Raw genomic sequence first — 17,440 nt, forward strand, 5'->3', positions numbered from 1 at the left:
CGGGCTAGACGTACCGCTCGAGGATGCTGGACTCCGCGAGCCGGGACAGCCCCTCGCGCACGGCCCGGGCGCGCTGCTCGCCGACGCCGTCGACGGCCATGAGGTCCTCGATGCCGGCGGCCAGCAGCTTCTGGAGCCCGCCGAAGTGCGCGACCAGCCGGTCGACGATGGCGCCGGGCAGGCGCGGGACCTTGGACAGCAGGCGGTAGCCGCGCGGACCCGCCGCCGCGTCGAGCGCGTCGCCGCCGCCGGGCAGCCCCAGCACGCTGGCGATGCGGGCGTTGTCGAGCAGCTCCGTCGAGTCCAGCTCCGCCAGCTCGTCGAGGACCGAGTCCACCTCGCGGCGGCTGGTGTCGACGTAGTCGCGGATGATCAGCGCCCGGTCCGAGCCGATGCCGCCGACCAGCTCGTCGAGCTGCAGCGTGAGCAGGCGGCCGTCGGTGCCCAGCTCGACGACATAGCCCTCGATCTCCTCGGAGATGCGGCGGACCATCTCGAGGCGCTGCACCACGGCGGACACGTCGCGGACCGTGACCAGGTCCTCGATCTCCAGCGCGGAGAGGGTGCCGCTGACCTCGTCGAGCCGCGACTTGTACCGCTCGAGGGTGGCCAGGGCCTGGTTGGCGCGGGACAGGATGGTGGTCGAGTCCTCGATGACGTGCCGCTGGCCGCCGACGTACAGCGCGATGATCCGCATCGACGCCGACACCGAGACGACGGGCAGGCCGGTCTGCTTGGCGACGCGCTCCGCGGTGCGGTGCCGGGTGCCGGACTCGGACGTCTCGATGGTGACGTCGGGCAGGAGCTGGACGGCCGCGCGCAGGATGCGGGAGATCCCCGCGTCGACCACGACGGCGCCGTCCATCTTGGCCAGCTCCCGCAGGCGGGTGGCGGAGAACTCCACGTCCAGGACGAAGCCGCCGGAGCAGATGCTCTCGACCGTCTGGTCGAAGCCGAGGACGATCAGCGCGCCCGTGCGACCCCGCAGGATCCGCTCCAGACCGTCGCGAAGCTCGCCGCCGGGCGCGACGGCGGCAAGGGTCGACCTGAGGAGGTCGTCGGGGGCGTGCGAGTGGGGCACGGTTGCATGGTAACGACGAGCACCGACGCGGGTCGCCGCGACCCGCATGCCGGACCCGTTCGCTACGACGGGTTCGCCCGTCTGCCGTCGGCGGGGGGTGCGGTGCTGTCGCGGACCACGAGGTCGACCAGGATGCGGTGCTGCTCCGGTGCCGGGGGGAGCCCGGCGCGGGAACGGCTGATCGAGGACGTCAGGGCTGCCGCGGCCGCCTTGCCCTTGGCCACGAAGTCCTGCTGGACGGTGGTGAGCGCCGGACGTACCCGCTGGGCGAGCGGGGAGTCGTCGAAGCCGACGATCGACAGGTCCTCCGGCATCCGCAGCCCGAGCTCCTCGGCGGCCTTCACGATCGCGGCGGCCATCAGGTCAGAGAAGCACAGGACGGCGGTCGGGCGGTCGTCGCCCGCGAGCAGCAGCCGCGCGCCCTCCGAGACGTACGGCTCGCTGTTGTCCCGCACCTCCATGACGACGGGCGTCACCCCGGCGTCCGTCAGCTCGTCGACCCAGCCGATCTGGCGCTCGCGCGCCACGTACCCGGACCCGGCCGCCGCAGGGTCCGCCGCGAGCTCGGCGCGCACCCCGACGTTCATCGTGAGGATGCCGATCCGGCGGTGCCCGAGGTCGAGGAGGTGCCGGGCGCCGAGCCGGGCGCCGTGCCGTTCGTCGAGCAGCACGCTGGACGCGTCGGCGACGGGCGCGCTGTCGATGAACACCAGCGGCAGCTTGCGCTTCACCAGCCAGCCCACCGCGGGGTAGTCGCCGGCGCAGCCGTAGATCAGGGCGCCGTCCATCGGGATGTCGCGCGCGGGGATCGTGTCCTCGGAGCTCGTCGACGGCAGCAGCACGACCGCCATGCCGGTGGGCGCGAGCCCTTCGGCGGCCGACCCGAAGAACGCCGCGGCGATGGGGTCGAGGAACGCGGTGCCGATCGACTCGGTCAGCAGCACGCCGACCGCACCGGTGGTTCCACGCGCCAGGGCGCGGGCCGACGGGTCGGGGCCGACGTACCCGAGGTCGTCCGCCGCCGCCAGGATCGTGCGCCGCATCTCCGCCGAGAGCTGGTCGGGGCGGGAGAACGCGTTGGACACCGTCATCCGGCTGACGCCGACGCGGTCCGCGATCGTCTGCAACGTCACCCGGGACATGAGCCCACCCTGTTCCGCACCATGCGGGACAGGGTAGGTCGCCGGGGCGGGTCCCGCTGGGACGGAACTCATCTGGCCGGGTGACCGACCTCGCCGGGGCACGCGGGGGCGACCGCGTCGGCCAGGTGGTGCAGCGCCCCGGCGAGCGTGCGTCGGGTCCGGGGAGCCCGCGGGCGACGCGTGCGCTGCCGTGGTGCGGCCTCCGGCGCGACGGGCGCCCAGGGCCGTGCGCTCTCGGCCTCGTGACGTGCGGCGGTCACGCCGAAGAGCAGTCCGAACTGGGGGGTGTCCATCGACATCAGGTGTCTCCTTGTCCGATCGTGATCGTCTGTACCGCTAAAGTAACGGTGATCTCTATACCGGTCAAGATCGAGACAGCCGCAGTTTCGCGCAGCCCTGAGACCGATGCGACCCGTCCCCGCCGAGCGCGTCGTGGCGTGCGCGGACACCGCGACGGCGGCGACGAGCGAGCCGGGGCGCCGACGTCAGCAGGTGGCTGCGACGGTCAGCGGCTCGCGGCCGACGACGCCAGGTCCGGGACGAGGCCGGCCGCGGTGACGGCCTCCCCGAGGTCCGCGGCCGTCAGGACCGTCAGTCCGGCGGGCGGCGTCGCACCGTCCAGCGCCCCGGCCGGGACGATCGCCCGCGTGAACCCGAGCCGCGCCGCCTCCGCCAGCCGACGTCCGACACCGGAGACCGTCCGGATCTCTCCGGCGAGCCCGACCTCGCCGATCGCGACCAGCCCGCGCGGCAGCGGGACGTTCTCGCGTGAGCTCACGGCTGCCAGCGCGAGCGCCAGGTCCGCACCCGGCTCGACGACGCGCGCGCCCCCGATCGTCGACACGTAGACGTCCTGGTCCGCCAGGCGGGCACCGAGCCGGCGCTGGAGCACCGCGAGCACCATCGCGAGGCGGCTGCTGTCGACGCCGCTCGTGGTCCGCCGCGGGTTGGGGACCGCGCTCGGGGCCACGAGCGACTGCACCTCGACCACGAGCGGCCGGCGCCCCTCCAGGGTGACCGTCAGGCACGTGCCCGGCACGGCGTGCAGGGCCTGGGAGATGAACAGCCCGCTCGGGTCCGGCAGGCCGACGATCCCCGACTCCGACAGGTCGAAGCAGCCGACCTCGTCGGTCGGGCCGTAGCGGTTCTTGGTCGCGCGGAGCATACGGAGGCGCGAGTGCCGCTCGCCCTCGAACTGGCAGACGACGTCCACGAGGTGCTCGAGCGTGCGTGGGCCTGCGACGGAGCCGTCCTTGGTGACGTGCCCGATGAGCACCACCGGCAGGTCCCGGGACTTCGCGGCCTGGATGACCGCGCTGGCCACCTCACGCACCTGCGACACGCCCCCGGCCGTTCCCTCGACCTGCGCCGACGCGATCGTCTGGATCGAGTCGAGCACCAGCAGGTCGGGGTCGACGTGCTCGATGTGCCCGAGGACCGTGCCGAGGTCGGTCTCCGCGGTGAGCAGCAGCTGGGGGTCGAGCGCGTGGATCCGGCCGGCTCGCAGGCGCACCTGCGCGGCGGACTCCTCACCCGTCACGTACAGGACCTTGCGCCCGGTCCGCGCCGCCCGCGCGGCGACGTCGAGCAGCAGGGTCGACTTGCCGACGCCCGGCTCGCCGGCCAGCAGCACCACCGCCCCGGGGACGAGGCCGCCGCCGAGCACGCGGTCCAGCTCGTCGACCCCGGTGGGCCGGGCCCGCGCAGTCTCGATGTCGATCTGGTCGATGGGCCGGGCGGGGGAGCGTGCCGGGTTCGTGGCGACCGTGCGCGGAGCACCGCCACCGGGACCGGTGTCCTCCACGACCGACCCCCACGCCTGGCACTCGCCGCAGCGGCCGACCCACTTGCCGGCGGTCCACCCGCACTCGGTGCAGCGGAAGGCCGGGCGCGCGCTGCGGTCGGGCCGCTTCGAGGAGGTCGAGGTCACGGGCCGCACGCTAGCCGCAGCCTCCGACACGGCCCTCTTGCGCCACGGCTGAACACACGTTTAGCGTAGTGAACGTGCGTTCAGAGGACCTCACCGCCCGCGCCCGCATCCGGGACGCCGCCGTCGCACGCTTCGGCCGTGACGGGTTCCGCGCGCCCGTACGCGCCATCGCCGAGGACGCCGGGGTCAGCGCCGGGCTCGTGATCCACCACTTCGGCTCCAAGGACGCGCTGCGCGCCGAGTGCGACCACCACGTCCTGACCGTCGTCCGGGAGCAGAAGTCGAGAGCCATCGCGTACGCGTCCCCCGCCGAGACGATCGGGATGCTCTCGACCGTGCAGGAGTACGCGCCCCTGTTCGCCTACATCGTGCGCAGCCTCCTCGACGGAGGCGCTCTGGCCGGCCACTTCGTCGACGGGCTCGTCGACGACGCCGCGGACTACCTGCAGGCGGGCGAGGAGGCCGGCACCGTGCGGCCGTCGGCAGACCCCGCGGGTCGGGCGCGGCAGGTCGTCGCCCTGCAGGTCGGCCTCATCGTCATGGCGCAGCTCGGCGCCGCCGCAGGACACGGGGTCGCCCCCACCGAGTCGCCCGCCGAGGCGATGGTCCAGCTCTACGAGCGGTCGATGCTCGCCGGCCTGGAGCTCTACACGCACGGACTGTTCACCGACACCTCCTACCTCGACGCCTACCTGGAGTACCGACAGAAGGACGGGAAGTCATGACCGAAAATGCCATCGCGGTCAGCGGACTCGTCAAGTCGTTCGGCGCCAAGCGCGCGCTCGACGGGTTCGACCTCACGGTCCGCACGGGGGAGGTGCACGGCTTCCTCGGCCCCAACGGCGCAGGCAAGTCGACGACCATCCGCGTGCTGCTCGGGCTCCTGCGGGCCGACGCGGGCGACGTGCGGCTGCTCGGCGGTGACCCGTGGCGCGACGCGGTCGCCCTGCACCGCCGCCTGGCGTACGTGCCCGGCGAGGTGAACCTGTGGCCCAACCTGTCGGGCGGCGAGTCGATCGACGTGCTCGGGCGGCTGCGCGGCGGGCTGGACCCCGCGCGCCGCGACGCGCTGGTCGAGCGGTTCGAGCTCGACCCCCGCATCAAGGGCCGTGCCTACTCGAAGGGCAACCGGCAGAAGGTCGCGCTCGTCGCGGCGCTCGCGGCCGACGTCGAGCTGCTCCTCATGGACGAGCCGACCAGCGGACTGGACCCCCTCATGGAGGCGGTGTTCCAGCAGGTCGTGCAGGAGGCGGCCGCCGACGGGCGCACGGTGCTGCTGTCCAGCCACATCCTGGCCGAGGTCGAGGCCCTGTGCCGGCGCGTCACGATCATCCGGCAGGGCCGCGCGGTGCAGAGCGGGTCGCTCGAGGAGCTGCGCAGCCTCACGCGCACGACGGTGACGGCCGGGCTGCGCGACGCCGACGAGGCCGAGCGGACCCTCGCCACGCTCGACGGGGTGCACCACGTGCAGCGCGACGACGGGCACCTGACGGTCGACGTGGACACCGCCTCGCTCAACGACGTGCTCGCACGGCTCACCGGGTTCGGCGTCCGGTCGCTGACCGCGCACCCGCCGACCCTGGAGGACCTGTTCCTGCGCGAGTACAGCGACGAGCTGGCCACGCTGGGCGTCGAGGGGTCCCGGTGAGCACGCTCGTCGACACCGAGCTGTCCGGCACGCGCGGGCTCGTCCGGGTGGCGCTGCGCCTCGACCGGTGGCGCACGGTCGTGTGGGCGGTCGCGGTCGCCGGGCTCACGCAGGTGTCGGTGTCCGCGATCACCGAGCTCTACTCGACGCCCGAGTCGCGCGCAGGCCGTGCACAGCTCATCTCGTCCCCGGCGGCGACCGCCCTGGCCGGCCCGGGGTACGGGCTCGACGACTACACCGTCGGCGCGATGACGGCGAACGAGCTGGGCCTGTGGATCATGGTCCCGGTCGGGATCATGGCGCTGCTCACCGTGACCCGGCACCTGCGCGCCGCGGAGGAGGACGGCCGGCTGGAGCTCGTGCGGTCCGCGCCCGTCGGCCGGGACGCACCGGTCGTCGCCGGGCTGGCCGCGGCCGTCGTCGCCACCCTCGCGGTCGGCGTGCTGACCTTCCTCGCTCTCCTCACCACGGAGCTCGACGCGGTCGGCTCGGCCGCGCTGGTGGGCGGCGTGGTCATGGTCGGGCTCGTGTTCGCGGGCGTCTCGGCGGTCACGTCCCAGCTGACCGCCCACGGCCGGACGGCGAGCTCGCTGGCGATGGCGGTGCTCGGCGTCGCGTTCCTCCTGCGGGCCGTCGGGGACGTGCGGGGCCCGGAGAGCACGAGCGTGCTGACGTGGCTGTCCCCGTTCGGCTGGGCACAGGCGACGCGGGCGTACGTCGACGAGCGGTTCTGGCCGCTCGCGATCGGCGTGGTCGCCGCGGCCCTCCTGGTGGGCGGGGCGTTCTGGCTCGCCGGACGTCGCGACCTCGGCACCGGGCTGCTCGCCGAGCGGCTCGGTCGCCCGCGCGCGACGGATCGCCTGACAGGGATGTTCGCCCTGACGCTGCGCCGGCAGCTCGGCGCCATCGTGTCGTGGGGCGCCGGGATCGTGCTCAGTGGGGCCCTCATCGGCCTGCTGGCGGGGGAGCTCGTGGACTACGTCGACGACGAACCGCAGCTCGCGCAGATGTTCCCCGACGGACCGGGCGGCGTGATCGCCTCGGCCTTCGCGCTCTACACGGTGTTCCTCGCGGTGATGGCGGCGGCGTACGCGTCGACGGCCGTCGGGGCCGCACGGTCCGAGGAGCTGGTCACGCGGGGTGCGCTCGTCCTGGCCGGTCCGGTGTCGCGTACCCGCTGGCTGGGCTCGCAGGTCGGCCTGGCGGGCCTGGCCGCCGCCGTGATCATGCTGCTCACCGGGCTCGTGATGGGCCTGACGGCGAACGCGTCCCTGGGCAGCGACGGTCACCTGGCCGAGCTCGTCGGTGCCTCGGCCGTGACGCTCCCCGCGATCGGCTGCGTCCTGGGTCTCGCCGTCGTCGTCCTCGGCGTCGCCCCCCGAGCGTTCGGGCTGGTGTGGGCCTACGTCACGTACGTCGGGGTCGTCGGCCTGTTCGGCGGGCTCCTGCCCGACGGGTCCGACGTCCTGTCGCCGTTCACCTACACGCCGCAGCTGCCCGCGGAGGCGATGGACTGGCCGCCCGTGCTCCTGCTCACCGTCGCGGCCGCCGCGCTGATCTCCGCAGGGCTCGCCGCGTTCCGGCGTCGTGACGTGGTCGGCTGACTTCCGTCGGTAGGCTGCGGGCGTCCGGCGAGGGTTCGGGCGACGCGATGCAAGGGGGAGCCCCGATGAGCGACACCGGCCGTCCCGGCCCCGAACGACCGGCCGGCCAGCCGACGGCGCCGATCTCGAACTGGCAGGCGATGCAGAAGCCGCCCACCGCGCCGATCCCGACCACACCGTCGTCCAGCGACACCGCGGTGTCCCCGGCGTCCCCGACCGAGCCCCCGGCCCCGGCCGCGTCGGGTCGGCCCCGGTGGCTGGTCCCCGCGATCATCGGCGGCGTCGTGGTCGTGATCGCCGCGATCGTCATCGCCCTCGTCACCAGCGGGGGCGACGACGACACCGCGGACGGTCCCCCGGCCGTCGCGTCGACGATCCTGCTGCCCTCGCCGACCCCCACCGTCGAGCCCGTCGCACGCCCTGCGACCACCGCCTTCGCCGTCGCCCTGCCGACGAGCGTGCTCCAGTACGCGCTCGCGACGTCGGCCGTGGACCCCGAGTGGCAGGCCGCCGGCGCGGTCGAGGCCTACACCGAGACGTACACGGACGGCGGCTCCGGCACCGTCACGGTCCGGTCCGGCCAGTGGGAGACGCCGGAGGAGGCGGCCGCACTGGCCGCGACGCTCGTCGCCGGGTTCCCGGCCGCACCGGAGCCGGACCCCTCCGCGTCGCCGTCGGCGTCGACCGGTCCGACCCTCCCGCAGAGCGGTGAGGTCAGCGCCGGAGGTGCCGTCGCCGGGACCTACTCGATCGCCGACGCGGGCGACGGGACGGGCATCGCGGTGTGGACCAACGGCTCGACGGTCTTCCAGGCGACCGCACCGGTCGCGGACATCGCCGACTTCTACAACGCGTTCCCGCTCTGACGCTGGAGCTGCCGGCGGTACGCGCCGGGCGTCAGGCCCGTCGACGCCCGGAAGTCGCTCGTCAGGTGGGCCTGGTCCGCGTAGCCGAGCTGCACGGCGATCCCCGCGAGGTCGTCGTCGCCGTGCACCGCGATCGCCCGCGCGACCTCCTGCAGCCGGATGCGCCGGGCCGCCTGCTTGGGACCGATGCCGAGCGTCGCCGACAGCGCGCGCTGGATCGTGCGCTCGCTGACCGCGAAGTGCTCCGCGAGCGGGGTGCCGGTCCGGCGGTACGCGCGTGAGCGCAGCTCGTCGAGGACGGCGTTGGCGAGCAGGTGCACGTCCGACGGCGGGTGCTCCCGCAGCCGGTCCGCGACCAGCGTGTCGGCCGCTCGGGCCCGGTCCTGCGGGGTGCTCGCAGCCGCGATGCCGGCCAGCAGGGTGCGCAGACCGTCGTCGACGCCGGCGGCCAGCGGGACCGTCGCGTCGGCGAGGTCCTGGGGTCGCAGCGTGCCGAGCACGGCGAGCCCGGCGGGCCGCAGCCGGACGGCGAAGACGTCGCCCGACCCGGCGATGCGACGGTGCCACGCCCGCCGGTGCAGCCCGGTGACGACGAGGCCCGCCGGGACGTCGCCGGTCTCGACCGTCAGCGTGACCGCGGGCAGGTCGACGATCGTCTGGTCGACGACCTCGCTCTCGTCCAGCTGCCAGCGCACGTGCCAGTACGTGTCGACCACGTCGCGGACGGCGGGGTCCGGGTCGATCCAGCGCGCGGCGTAGCGGACCAGGTTCTGCGGGTGCAGCACGCCCGAGGCCTCGTCGGGACGGATGCGCATGCGCCCACGATCGCGGCTGGTGTCGCGATTCTCCAAGACCCCCGGCGGCGGGGTTCTGGACGATCGCGTCCATGACGAACCTCGCCGACCTCAGCTGGCTCGCGATCGGTGTCGCGACCCTCGCCTACTACCTGCTCGGCGCCCTGTGGTTCACGCCGCTGTTCGGTGCCGCGTGGGACACCGCCATCGGCCGCCCACGGGTCCGCGGTGAGCGGTTCTCGGCCGCGTACTACGTCGTGCCGCTGGTCAGCAGCCTCCTGGTCACGGTCGCGGTGGCGCTCCTCCTGGCCGGGACGTCGACGGACGCGCTCCTCGTCGGCCTGGTCGTCGGCGCCGGGGTCGCCCTGCCGGTCTCCGTGAACAACGCGCTGACGCCGCACACCCCGCACCCGTTCCGCCTGGGGCTCATCACGGGCGGGTACCACGTCCTCGGCATCGTGGCGGTGGCGCTGATCGTCAGCTCGCTTCGATGATCGACAGGACGTTGCCGCCGGGGTCCGTGAACCAGGCGATCAGCGGTCCGCCGCCGCGGAACACGAAGTCGTCGTCGGTCTCGGTGGGCGTGCCGGCGTACTTCTCGAACTGCACGCCGCGCTCCCGCAGCTCCGCGACCGTGCCGGGCACGTCCTCGACGGGGAAGTTGAGCACGGTGTACCCGGCGGGCTCGTGGGCCGGGCCCTTCGGGTAGACGAGCACCTCGTGGCCGCCCTCGAAGCGCAGGAAGAGCATCCCGTTCTCCTCGGACACCTCCAGCCCGAGCACGTCGGCGTAGAACGCCCTCGCGGCCGGCACGTCGTCGGTCGAGAACCCGCTGAACGCCCTGCTGAGATCCGCCATCACCACTCCTCGAAGCTCCGTCGGGACCCGTCCAGGTTCCCGCGCCCCCTCCACCCGTGCCACCGGACGTCCGAGGAGGCGGTCGCCAGGACGACCGGATGCTCGGACGTCGCGGGGGTGGGTCACGTGCGGGACAGGGCCGGGGCGGCGGGGAGGGTGACCGTGAACGTCGTGCCGTTCCCGGTGCTCGACACCGTGATGCTGCCGGCGTGGGCGGTGACGACCGCGTGCACGATCGCCAGGCCCAGGCCGGTGGACCCCGTGGCGCTGTTGCGGGACGCGTCGCCACGGGTGAACCGCTGGAACAGGCTCTCGCGCAGCGCGGGCGGGATGCCGGGACCGTCGTCGGCCACCTGCAGGACGACCTGGTCGCGGGACCGGCGGACGCGGACGGTCACGGCGGTCCCGGCGGGCGTGTGCAGCCGCGCGTTCGACAGGAGGTTCGCCAGCACCTGGCGCAGGCGGTGGTCGTCGCCGAGCACGAGGGCGTCCTCGAGGGCGTCCTCCGACGGCAGGTCCAGGCGCCAGTCGTGGTCGGGACCGGCCGCGTGGGCGTCGGTGACGGCGTCGATGGCCAGCACGGTCAGGTCGACGGGTTCGGTGGCCAGCGGCCGGCCGGCGTCCAGGCGCGCGAGGAGCAGCATGTCCTCGAGCAGGGCGGTCATCCGCTCCGACTCGGACTCGACGCGGGACATGGCCTGCAGCGCGCTGACGGGCACCTCGTCGGGGGAGCGTCGGACCAGCTCGGCGTACCCGCGGATCGACGCCAGGGGAGTGCGCAGCTCGTGGCTGGCGTCGGCGACGAACTGGCGCACCTGCGACTCGGACTCGTGGCGGGCGCCGAGGGCCAGCTCGACGTGCCCGAGCAGCTTGTTCAGGGCGGCACCCACCTGCCCGACCTCGGTCGCAGGGTCGGTGTCGCGGGCGGGCACCCGGTCGGCGAGCACGACCTCGCCGCGGTCGAGGGGGAGCCGGGCGACCCGGTTGGCGGTGCCGACGACGCGGTCGAGGGGACGCAGCTCGCGGCGGACGAGCACCAGGCCGGCAGCCGCGGCGACCAGCAGGGCGAGCGCGGCGACGACGACCTCGACGGCCACGAAGGACGTGACGGTGCTGGTCACGGACGCGGTCGGGAGGGCGGTGACGGTGGTCCCGCTGGGGGCGGTGCTCGACAGGGCGCGGTAGCTGCCGAGACCGCCGAGGGTCACGGTGACCGGCTCGCCGGTGGGCAGTGCGAGCAGCTGCGCGATCTGCGCCTCGTCCAGGGCGATGGAGGAGCCGTCGTCGGTGATCGTGTACGCCTGCGCGGGGGCGAGGTCGGCGGGGTCGGTGCCGGCGGGCTGCTCGACCGTGACCGTGCCGGCCTCCTGCCCCGGTCGGTACGGACCGCCGACCGGCGGCGGGGGAACGACCACCTCGTCGCCGCCCCGGGCGGCGGAGCCGAACGTGGGGCCGTCGACGGTGCGCCGGTGCGCGGCGACGACCTTCTCGTCGAGCTGCGTGGTCAGCGAGCTCCGCAGCGCGAGGGTCGACAGCGTGCCCATGGCAGCGGCGACGACGGCGACGAGCGCCACGACGACGACGACCAGCCGTCGCCGCAGCGTCCAGGCGCCCACGGTCAGACGGACGGCTTGAGCACGTACCCGACGCCGCGCAGGGTGTGCAGCATCGGGGTGCGGCCCTTGTCGATCTTGCGCCGCAGGTAGGACACGTAGAGCTCGACGATGTTGGCCTGGCCGCCGAAGTCGTACTGCCACACGCGGTCGAGGATCTGCGCCTTGGACAGCACGCGCTTCGGGTTGCGCATGAAGTACCGGAGCAGCTCGAACTCGGTGGCGGTGAGGCGGATGTCCTCGCCGCCGCGGGTGACCTCGTGGCTGTCCTCGTCCATCGTGAGGTCGCCGACGACGAGCGTGGCCTCCTCGCGCGACGACACGGCACCGGTGCGGCGCAGCAGGGCGCGCAGCCGGGCGACGACCTCTTCGAGGCTGAACGGCTTGGTCACGTAGTCGTCGCCCCCGGCCGTCAGGCCCGCGATCCGGTCCTCGACCGCGTCCTTGGCGGTGAGGAACAGCACGGGGACGTGGGGGTGGGTGGTGCGGACGCGGCGGAGCACGTCGATGCCGGACAGGTCGGGGAGCATGACGTCGAGCACGATGACGTCGGGGTCCAGGGTCTTGGCGGCGCGGACGGCGGCGTGGCCGCTCAGCGCGTGGTCCACCTGCCAGCCCTCGTAGCGCAGGGCGGTGGACAGCAGCTCGGCGAGGGTCGGCTCGTCGTCGACCACGAGCGCGCGGACAGGGGAGCCGTCGGCGCGGGACAGAACCTCCGGGCGACGGGTGGTGGTCGTTGTCATGGCCTCAGCGTCGGACCGGTACCTGACGTGAGCCTGGAGCGAACCTGTGAGTTACCTGAGCGGGTGCGGCCGGCCGGTACCCAGCAGAGCGGCCGTGAGGATGGCCTCGATGGCGAACTGGGTGGCGGCGGGCAGGTCGACCTCGTCGTCGAGCAGCCACTGCACCTGCAGCCCGTCCATGACGCCGATGATCGCGCTCGCGGCCTGCGCGGCGACGTCGGCCGGGACGTCCCCGCCGCCGACCTCGACGATCGCCGCCTGGATCTCCCCGCGCAGGATGGTGAAGCGGTTGGTCACCCAGCCGCGGGCGGGGTGGTCCTCGGTGACGGACTCGCCGGTCAGCACCGTGTAGCCCTGGACGATGCCGCGGCGCTCGACGTTCATCCGGGCGGTGCGCACGAGGTGCTGGAAGAGCTCGATGCCGTCGGGGATGTGCTGGCCCTCGAGGTCGCGGACGTCCTCCTTGTCGCGGTACTCGAGCACCTCGACGAGCAGCGCCTCCTTGGAGCCGAAGTGGTGCAGGACGCCGGCATGGGTGATGCCGACCTGCTCGGCGACCTCGGCGAGCGAGCCGTTCTTGTACCCCTTGGACCCGAAGGTGTGGGCGGCGGCCCGCAGGATCTCCGCCCGCCGCTCGGTGGTGGCCTGGCGGGGCTGCCGTGCGCGGCGCTGCGGCGGCGCGGCGGGGGGAACGGCGTCGTCCATAGCGGAACCATACTGCGCGACAGCCAGTTACTGACAAGTCAGTAAGTTAACCCGCCACCGAAACCATACTGTGATCATTCAACTTACTGACACGTCAGTAAGTTGTGCGTAGATTCACCGCAGAAGACGACGACGTCCGATCGGAGAACGCGCGGTGCCCCTCACCACCACCACCGACCTCACCGCCCTCGCGGCTGCGCTCAGCCTCGAGGACAAGGTGCGTCTGGTCGTCGGCGCCGGCCTGTGGTCCACCACCGCGCTCCCGCAGATCGGCCTGCGCGCCATGCACGTCTCCGACGGCCCCGCGGGCGTCCGCGGCGTCTCCGACTCCGCCGACGAGACCTCCGCCTCCTTCCCGGCCCCCAGCGCGCTCGCCGCGACGTGGGACGTCGACCTCGCCGACGAGGTCGGGCACGTGTTCGCCGCCGAGGCCCGTCGGCACGGGGTCGACGTCGTGCTCGCCCCGCAGGTGAACCTCCAGCGCACCCCCGTCGGCGGCCGCCACTTCGAGTGCTACTCGGAGGACCCGCTGCTCACCGGCGCCATCGCGGTGCACGTCGTGCGCTCCGCGCAGGACCGCGGCGTCGGCATGTGCGTCAAGCACTTCGTCGCCAACGACTCCGAGACGCAGCGCACCAGCTACCTGGCGCGCGTCGACGAGAAGACGCTGCGCGAGGTGTACCTCGCCCCGTTCGAGCAGCTCGTGCACGAGGCCCAGGCGTGGTCGGTCATGAGCGCGTACTCCGGCGTCGACGACGGGACCACCGCCGCGACCGCCGCCGAGCACCGGCCCCTGCTCACCGGGGTGCTCAAGGACGAGTGGGGCTTCGACGGCGTCGTCATGAGCGACTGGGTGGCCACGAAGTCCGTCGCCGCCGCCGCCGAGGGCGGGCTCGACCTGCAGATGCCCGGACCCGACGGGCCGTGGGGCGACGGGCTGCTCGACGCCGTGGCGTCCGGAGAGGTCGGCGAGGACCTGCTCGACGCCAAGGTCCTGCGCCTGCTGCGGCTCGCCCAGCGCGTCGGTGCCCTCGACGGGGTCGAGCCCGCGGGTGCGCAGCGGGACCGCGTGTCCGACGTCGACGTGCGTGCCGTCCTGCGGGAGCTCGTCTCCCGCTCGATGGTCGTGCTCCGCGACGACGCGCACGCGCTGCCGGTCGCCCCCGACGACGTCACCCGGATCGCGCTGCTCGGGCCCAACGCCGTCCACCCGTTCGTCCAGGGCGGGGGCTCCGCCTACGTCCGCCCGGACCACGCGACGACGCCCGAGGCCGCCCTCCGGGACGCGTTCGGCGAGGTCGAGGTCGACGTGCACCCCGGTGCGGTGTCCCGGCTGCTGCCGCCCGCGCTCGACCTGGCCGGTCGCTGCACCACCCCCGACGGGCACCCCGGAGCGCTCGGCGAGCTGCTCGACGCCGACGGGACCGTCCTGGTCACCACCGACGTCACCGGCTGGAACGGCTGGCTGCGCGAGGTGCCCGGCCCCGCGGTCGCGCTGCGCCTGCGCACCACCGTGCGGCTCGACGAGCCCGGCCGGCACGAGGTCGGCGTGGGCACCGTCGGGAAGCACCGGATCACGGTCGGCGGGCAGGTGCTCTCCACCAGTGAGCACGTCGTCGGCGCCGAGGTGATCCTGGACTCCAGCGTCAACCAGCCCGTGCCCGCGACGCTGGTCGTCGAGGTGACCGAGCCGACCACCGTCGAGATCGACGCGGTCGTGCAGGCCGTCCACCCCGTCGGGTACGCGAGCTTCGCTCGCGCCGAGCTGGTGCACCGCGTGCCCGGCACCTCCCCGGACGAGCTGCTCGCCGTCGCTACCGAGGCCGCCGCCGCGGCCGACCTCGCGATCGTGGTCGTCGGCACCAACGAGGAGATCGAGTCCGAGGGGTACGACCGCACCAGCCTCGCGCTGCCGGGCACGCAGGACCAGCTGGTCAAGGCGACGCTGGCCGCGAACCCCCGCACGATCGTCGTCGTCAACGCCGGCGCCCCCGTGCTGCTGCCGTGGCTCGACGAGGTGCCGTGCGTCGTGTGGGCGTGGCTCGGGGGACAGGAGTGGCCCGACGCGCTCGCGGACGTGCTCACCGGGATCACCGAGCCGTCCGGACGCCTGCCCTGGACGCTCCCCGCGCACGAGACCGACGTGCCCGTGCCGGACGCGGTCCCCGTCGACGGCGTCGTGGAGTACCACGAGGGCGTCCACGTCGGGTACCGCTCGTGGCTCCGCCTCGGCCGCACGCCCGCCGCCTCGTTCGGGCACGGGCTCGGGTGGACGACGTGGGAGTACGAGGCGGTGTCTCCCACGGTCGAGGCCGACGGAGCGGTCGTCCTGGACGTCCGCGTCCGCAACACCGGCGCCCGCGACGGGCGCGAGGTGGTCCAGGTCTACGTCGAGCCCCCGGTCCGGGACGAGTCGCGTCCGGTCCGCTGGCTCGGCGGGTTCAGCGTCGTGCACGTCGCCGCCGGCGCGCACGCAGATGTCCAGGTCCGGGTGGACGCCCGTGCGTTCCGGACCTGGGACAGCGCACTGCCCGGCTGGGTCACCCCCGCCGGTACCTATCCGATCCGCGTCGGCCGCTCGTCGAGCGACCTGCGCCTCAGCGTCGACGTGGCCGTGCTCAGCCACGCGTCGGCATAGGCACGGCCCCCGCAAGTCCCGGTCCGGCGAGATCCGCAGTCCCGCCGGACCGGCACGACCAGCAGTTTCCGCATCAGTGCAAGGAGGCACTCGTGAGAATCCGCAAGCTCTCGACGGTCGTCGCTACGGCGGCCACCCTCGCGTTGCTGGCCACCGCCTGCTCCGGCGGCGGCGGTACCAGCGACGACAGCACCGGGGGCGCCGACGGCGTCTCGGACAAGATCCTGACGATCGGCATGCCGAACGGCCCCCAGCAGCCGAACCAGAACCCGCTCGCGACCGGCTCCGCGTCGCTCTCGCTCGGCTACGCGTTCGCCGTCTACGAGTCGCTCATGCAGGTCAACGAGCTCAAGCCGACCGACCCCCCGACGCCGTGGCTCGCGGAGTCCGTCGAGTGGAACCCCGACTCGACGCAGGCCGTCATCACGGCCCGTGAGGGCGTGAAGTGGTCCGACGGCACCGACTTCACCGCCGAGGACATCGCGTTCTCGATCCAGCTCCGCAAGGACAACAAGGAGCTGAACACCGACTTCCCCGACCAGTACGGCGACATCACGGTCGACGGGAACACGGTCACGGTGAACTTCGAGTCGGGCCAGTACGTCAACCGCGACAAGCTCCTCAAGCTCCTCATCGTGCCCAAGCACCTGTGGGAGAACGAGGACCCGGTGACGTGGACCGACGACGAGATGATCGGCACCGGCCCGTTCAAGCTCAAGAGCTTCACGCCGCAGGCCGTCACGCTCGAGCCGAACACGGACTACTGGGGCGAGACCCCGAAGGTCGGGACGCTGCGGTACGACACGTTCAACGACAACGCCGGCCTGACCACGGCGCTCACCACCGGTGAGGCGCAGTGGGGCTGGACGTTCATCCCGGACTTCGAGAACACGTTCATCGCCAAGGACCCGGAGCACTTCCACCAGGTCGCGGGCGGCGGGTTCGGCGTCGACGTGCTCTACCTGAACAACGAGACGAAGCCGTTCAACGACGTGGCGTTCCGCAAGGCGCTGAACATGGTCGTGGACCGCGCGGACATCTCGGCGACCGCCGGCTACGGCGTGTGGCCGCAGATCAAGAGCGTGACCGGGCTGCCCCAGCCGTCGGGTGACGCGTTCATCTCGGACGCGTACCTCGACCAGGAGCTCACGGTCGACGTCGACGGTGCCAAGGACGTCCTGACGGAGGCCGGCTACACCTGGGACGGCGACGCGCTGGTCGACCCCGACGGCGAGAAGGTGACCTTCACGCTCCAGAACCCGACCGGCTGGACGGACTACCTGGACGCGCTCGGCATCATCGCCGAGGGCGCCGCCGCGCTCGGTGCCGAGGCGACGGTCGAGGGCGTCGTGCAGGACACCTGGTTCAACGACATCATCCCGTTCGGCAACTTCCAGGCGTCGCTGCACTGGACCGACGGCGGCAGCACGCCGTGGAACATGTACTCCAACATCATGGACGGCGCCTCGTACGTGCCGCTCGGTGAGTCGGCGACGTGGAACTTCGGCCGCTACAAGAACGACGCCGTCACCCAGGCGCTGGCCGACTTCAAGGCGGGCACGGACGACAACGCCCGCGCCGCCGCCCTGGACGTCGTCCAGAAGGCCTTCGTGGAGGACGTGCCCGGCCTCGTCATCTGGTCCCGTCCCGCCGTCGCGCAGTACTCGACGGTGAACTACACGGGCTTCCCGACCGACGAGGACCCGTACGCGAACCCGCAGCCGACGGGGCCGCAGGCGGCACTCATCCTGTCGAAGCTGACGCCGACCGAGTGACGCCCCGTGGTGCGGCGGGCGACCCCCCTCGCCCGCCGCACCA

16 protein-coding genes are annotated in these 17,440 nt (G+C 73.3%); 7 read left to right on the forward strand and 9 right to left on the reverse strand.

Annotated features, from left to right (window positions below; genetic code table 11):
• Positions 1-4 precede the first annotated feature (4 nt).
• The 4 genes from disA to radA form a co-directional block, all read right to left on the reverse strand.
• Entirely contained in the window at positions 5-1,081 is a 1,077-nt protein-coding gene (gene disA / locus CTE05_RS14940) for a DNA integrity scanning diadenylate cyclase DisA (protein ID WP_055916637.1), read from the reverse strand.
• 62 nt (positions 1,082-1,143) lie between these two features.
• On the reverse strand, positions 1,144-2,223 hold the full coding sequence (locus tag CTE05_RS14945; protein WP_146847105.1) for a LacI family DNA-binding transcriptional regulator: 1,080 nt from the start codon (positions 2,221-2,223) through the stop codon (positions 1,144-1,146).
• Positions 2,224-2,291: 68 nt separating this feature from the next.
• Positions 2,292-2,522 (reverse strand): hypothetical protein, encoded by a 231-nt coding sequence (locus CTE05_RS14950; RefSeq protein ID WP_146847106.1) that lies wholly within the window; start codon positions 2,520-2,522, stop codon positions 2,292-2,294.
• A gap of 206 nt (positions 2,523-2,728) precedes the next feature.
• Positions 2,729-4,153 (reverse strand): DNA repair protein RadA, encoded by a 1,425-nt coding sequence (radA, locus tag CTE05_RS14955; protein ID WP_146847107.1) that lies wholly within the window; start codon positions 4,151-4,153, stop codon positions 2,729-2,731.
• 74 nt (positions 4,154-4,227) lie between these two features.
• Here radA and CTE05_RS14960 point away from each other — a divergent pair, with 74 nt between their 5' ends.
• From CTE05_RS14960 to CTE05_RS20335, 4 genes are all read left to right on the forward strand, one after another.
• A complete protein-coding gene (locus tag CTE05_RS14960; protein WP_246123653.1) occupies positions 4,228-4,878 on the forward strand; it encodes a TetR/AcrR family transcriptional regulator in 651 nt (216 codons plus the stop codon).
• Positions 4,875-5,801, forward strand: coding sequence for an ABC transporter ATP-binding protein (locus CTE05_RS14965; protein ID WP_146847109.1), 927 nt, complete (start codon positions 4,875-4,877; stop codon positions 5,799-5,801). The genes CTE05_RS14960 and CTE05_RS14965 overlap by 4 nt, the downstream gene beginning before the upstream one ends.
• A complete protein-coding gene (locus CTE05_RS14970; protein WP_222595494.1) occupies positions 5,798-7,405 on the forward strand; it encodes an ABC transporter permease in 1,608 nt (535 codons plus the stop codon). The genes CTE05_RS14965 and CTE05_RS14970 overlap by 4 nt, the downstream gene beginning before the upstream one ends.
• 65 nt (positions 7,406-7,470) lie before the next feature.
• Complete coding sequence (locus tag CTE05_RS20335) at positions 7,471-8,271, forward strand: hypothetical protein (protein WP_186814879.1); 801 nt, start codon at positions 7,471-7,473, stop codon at positions 8,269-8,271.
• On the opposite strand, the gene CTE05_RS14980 is transcribed toward CTE05_RS20335, so the two are convergent.
• Complete coding sequence (locus CTE05_RS14980; RefSeq protein ID WP_146847110.1) at positions 8,250-9,086, reverse strand: AraC family transcriptional regulator; 837 nt, start codon at positions 9,084-9,086, stop codon at positions 8,250-8,252. The genes CTE05_RS20335 and CTE05_RS14980 overlap by 22 nt on opposite strands.
• A gap of 71 nt (positions 9,087-9,157) precedes the next feature.
• Between CTE05_RS14980 and CTE05_RS14985 the strand changes: the two genes are divergently transcribed.
• Positions 9,158-9,559, forward strand: a complete 402-nt coding sequence (locus CTE05_RS14985) for a DUF1761 domain-containing protein (protein ID WP_146847111.1) — start codon at positions 9,158-9,160, stop codon at positions 9,557-9,559.
• On the opposite strand, the gene CTE05_RS14990 is transcribed toward CTE05_RS14985, so the two are convergent.
• The 4 genes from CTE05_RS14990 to CTE05_RS15005 form a co-directional block, all read right to left on the reverse strand.
• The gene (locus CTE05_RS14990; protein ID WP_146847112.1) at positions 9,543-9,923 is read right to left on the reverse strand and encodes a VOC family protein; all 381 of its coding nucleotides are present in this window, start codon (positions 9,921-9,923) and stop codon (positions 9,543-9,545) included. The genes CTE05_RS14985 and CTE05_RS14990 overlap by 17 nt on opposite strands.
• A 122-nt stretch (positions 9,924-10,045) precedes the next feature.
• Complete coding sequence (locus CTE05_RS14995) at positions 10,046-11,539, reverse strand: sensor histidine kinase (protein WP_246123655.1); 1,494 nt, start codon at positions 11,537-11,539, stop codon at positions 10,046-10,048.
• A gap of 2 nt (positions 11,540-11,541) precedes the next feature.
• On the reverse strand, positions 11,542-12,279 hold the full coding sequence (locus tag CTE05_RS15000; protein WP_146847113.1) for a response regulator transcription factor: 738 nt from the start codon (positions 12,277-12,279) through the stop codon (positions 11,542-11,544).
• A 51-nt stretch (positions 12,280-12,330) separates the two neighbouring features.
• The gene (locus CTE05_RS15005) at positions 12,331-12,984 is read right to left on the reverse strand and encodes a TetR/AcrR family transcriptional regulator (protein ID WP_146847114.1); all 654 of its coding nucleotides are present in this window, start codon (positions 12,982-12,984) and stop codon (positions 12,331-12,333) included.
• Positions 12,985-13,138: 154 nt separating this feature from the next.
• On the opposite strand from CTE05_RS15005, the gene CTE05_RS15010 reads away from it, so the two are divergent.
• Together CTE05_RS15010 and CTE05_RS15015 are read left to right on the forward strand one after the other, a co-directional pair.
• Positions 13,139-15,622: a beta-d-glucosidase gene (locus tag CTE05_RS15010; RefSeq protein ID WP_146847115.1), complete on the forward strand. Its 2,484-nt coding sequence runs from the start codon at positions 13,139-13,141 to the stop codon at positions 15,620-15,622.
• 92 nt (positions 15,623-15,714) lie between these two features.
• The gene (locus tag CTE05_RS15015) at positions 15,715-17,397 is read left to right on the forward strand and encodes an ABC transporter substrate-binding protein (protein WP_146847116.1); all 1,683 of its coding nucleotides are present in this window, start codon (positions 15,715-15,717) and stop codon (positions 17,395-17,397) included.
• Positions 17,398-17,440: the final 43 nt, after the last annotated feature.

This window comes from Cellulomonas terrae, from assembly GCF_007990265.1.
In the GTDB taxonomy this organism is placed as follows: domain Bacteria; phylum Actinomycetota; class Actinomycetes; order Actinomycetales; family Cellulomonadaceae; genus Cellulomonas; species Cellulomonas terrae.

Coding starts and splice junctions, on each gene's coding strand:
- CTE05_RS14945 (WP_146847105.1), bottom strand. CDS start 2,223: ATGTCCCGGGTGACGTTGCAGACGATCGCGGACCGCGTCGGCGTCAGC.
- CTE05_RS14950 (WP_146847106.1), bottom strand. CDS start 2,522: ATGTCGATGGACACCCCCCAGTTCGGACTGCTCTTCGGCGTGACCGCC.
- CTE05_RS14965 (WP_146847109.1), top strand. CDS start 4,875: ATGACCGAAAATGCCATCGCGGTCAGCGGACTCGTCAAGTCGTTCGGC.
- CTE05_RS20335 (WP_186814879.1), top strand. CDS start 7,471: ATGAGCGACACCGGCCGTCCCGGCCCCGAACGACCGGCCGGCCAGCCG.
- CTE05_RS14980 (WP_146847110.1), bottom strand. CDS start 9,086: ATGCGCATCCGTCCCGACGAGGCCTCGGGCGTGCTGCACCCGCAGAAC.
- CTE05_RS14985 (WP_146847111.1), top strand. CDS start 9,158: ATGACGAACCTCGCCGACCTCAGCTGGCTCGCGATCGGTGTCGCGACC.
- CTE05_RS14990 (WP_146847112.1), bottom strand. CDS start 9,923: ATGGCGGATCTCAGCAGGGCGTTCAGCGGGTTCTCGACCGACGACGTG.
- CTE05_RS15000 (WP_146847113.1), bottom strand. CDS start 12,279: ATGACAACGACCACCACCCGTCGCCCGGAGGTTCTGTCCCGCGCCGAC.
- CTE05_RS15005 (WP_146847114.1), bottom strand. CDS start 12,984: ATGGACGACGCCGTTCCCCCCGCCGCGCCGCCGCAGCGCCGCGCACGG.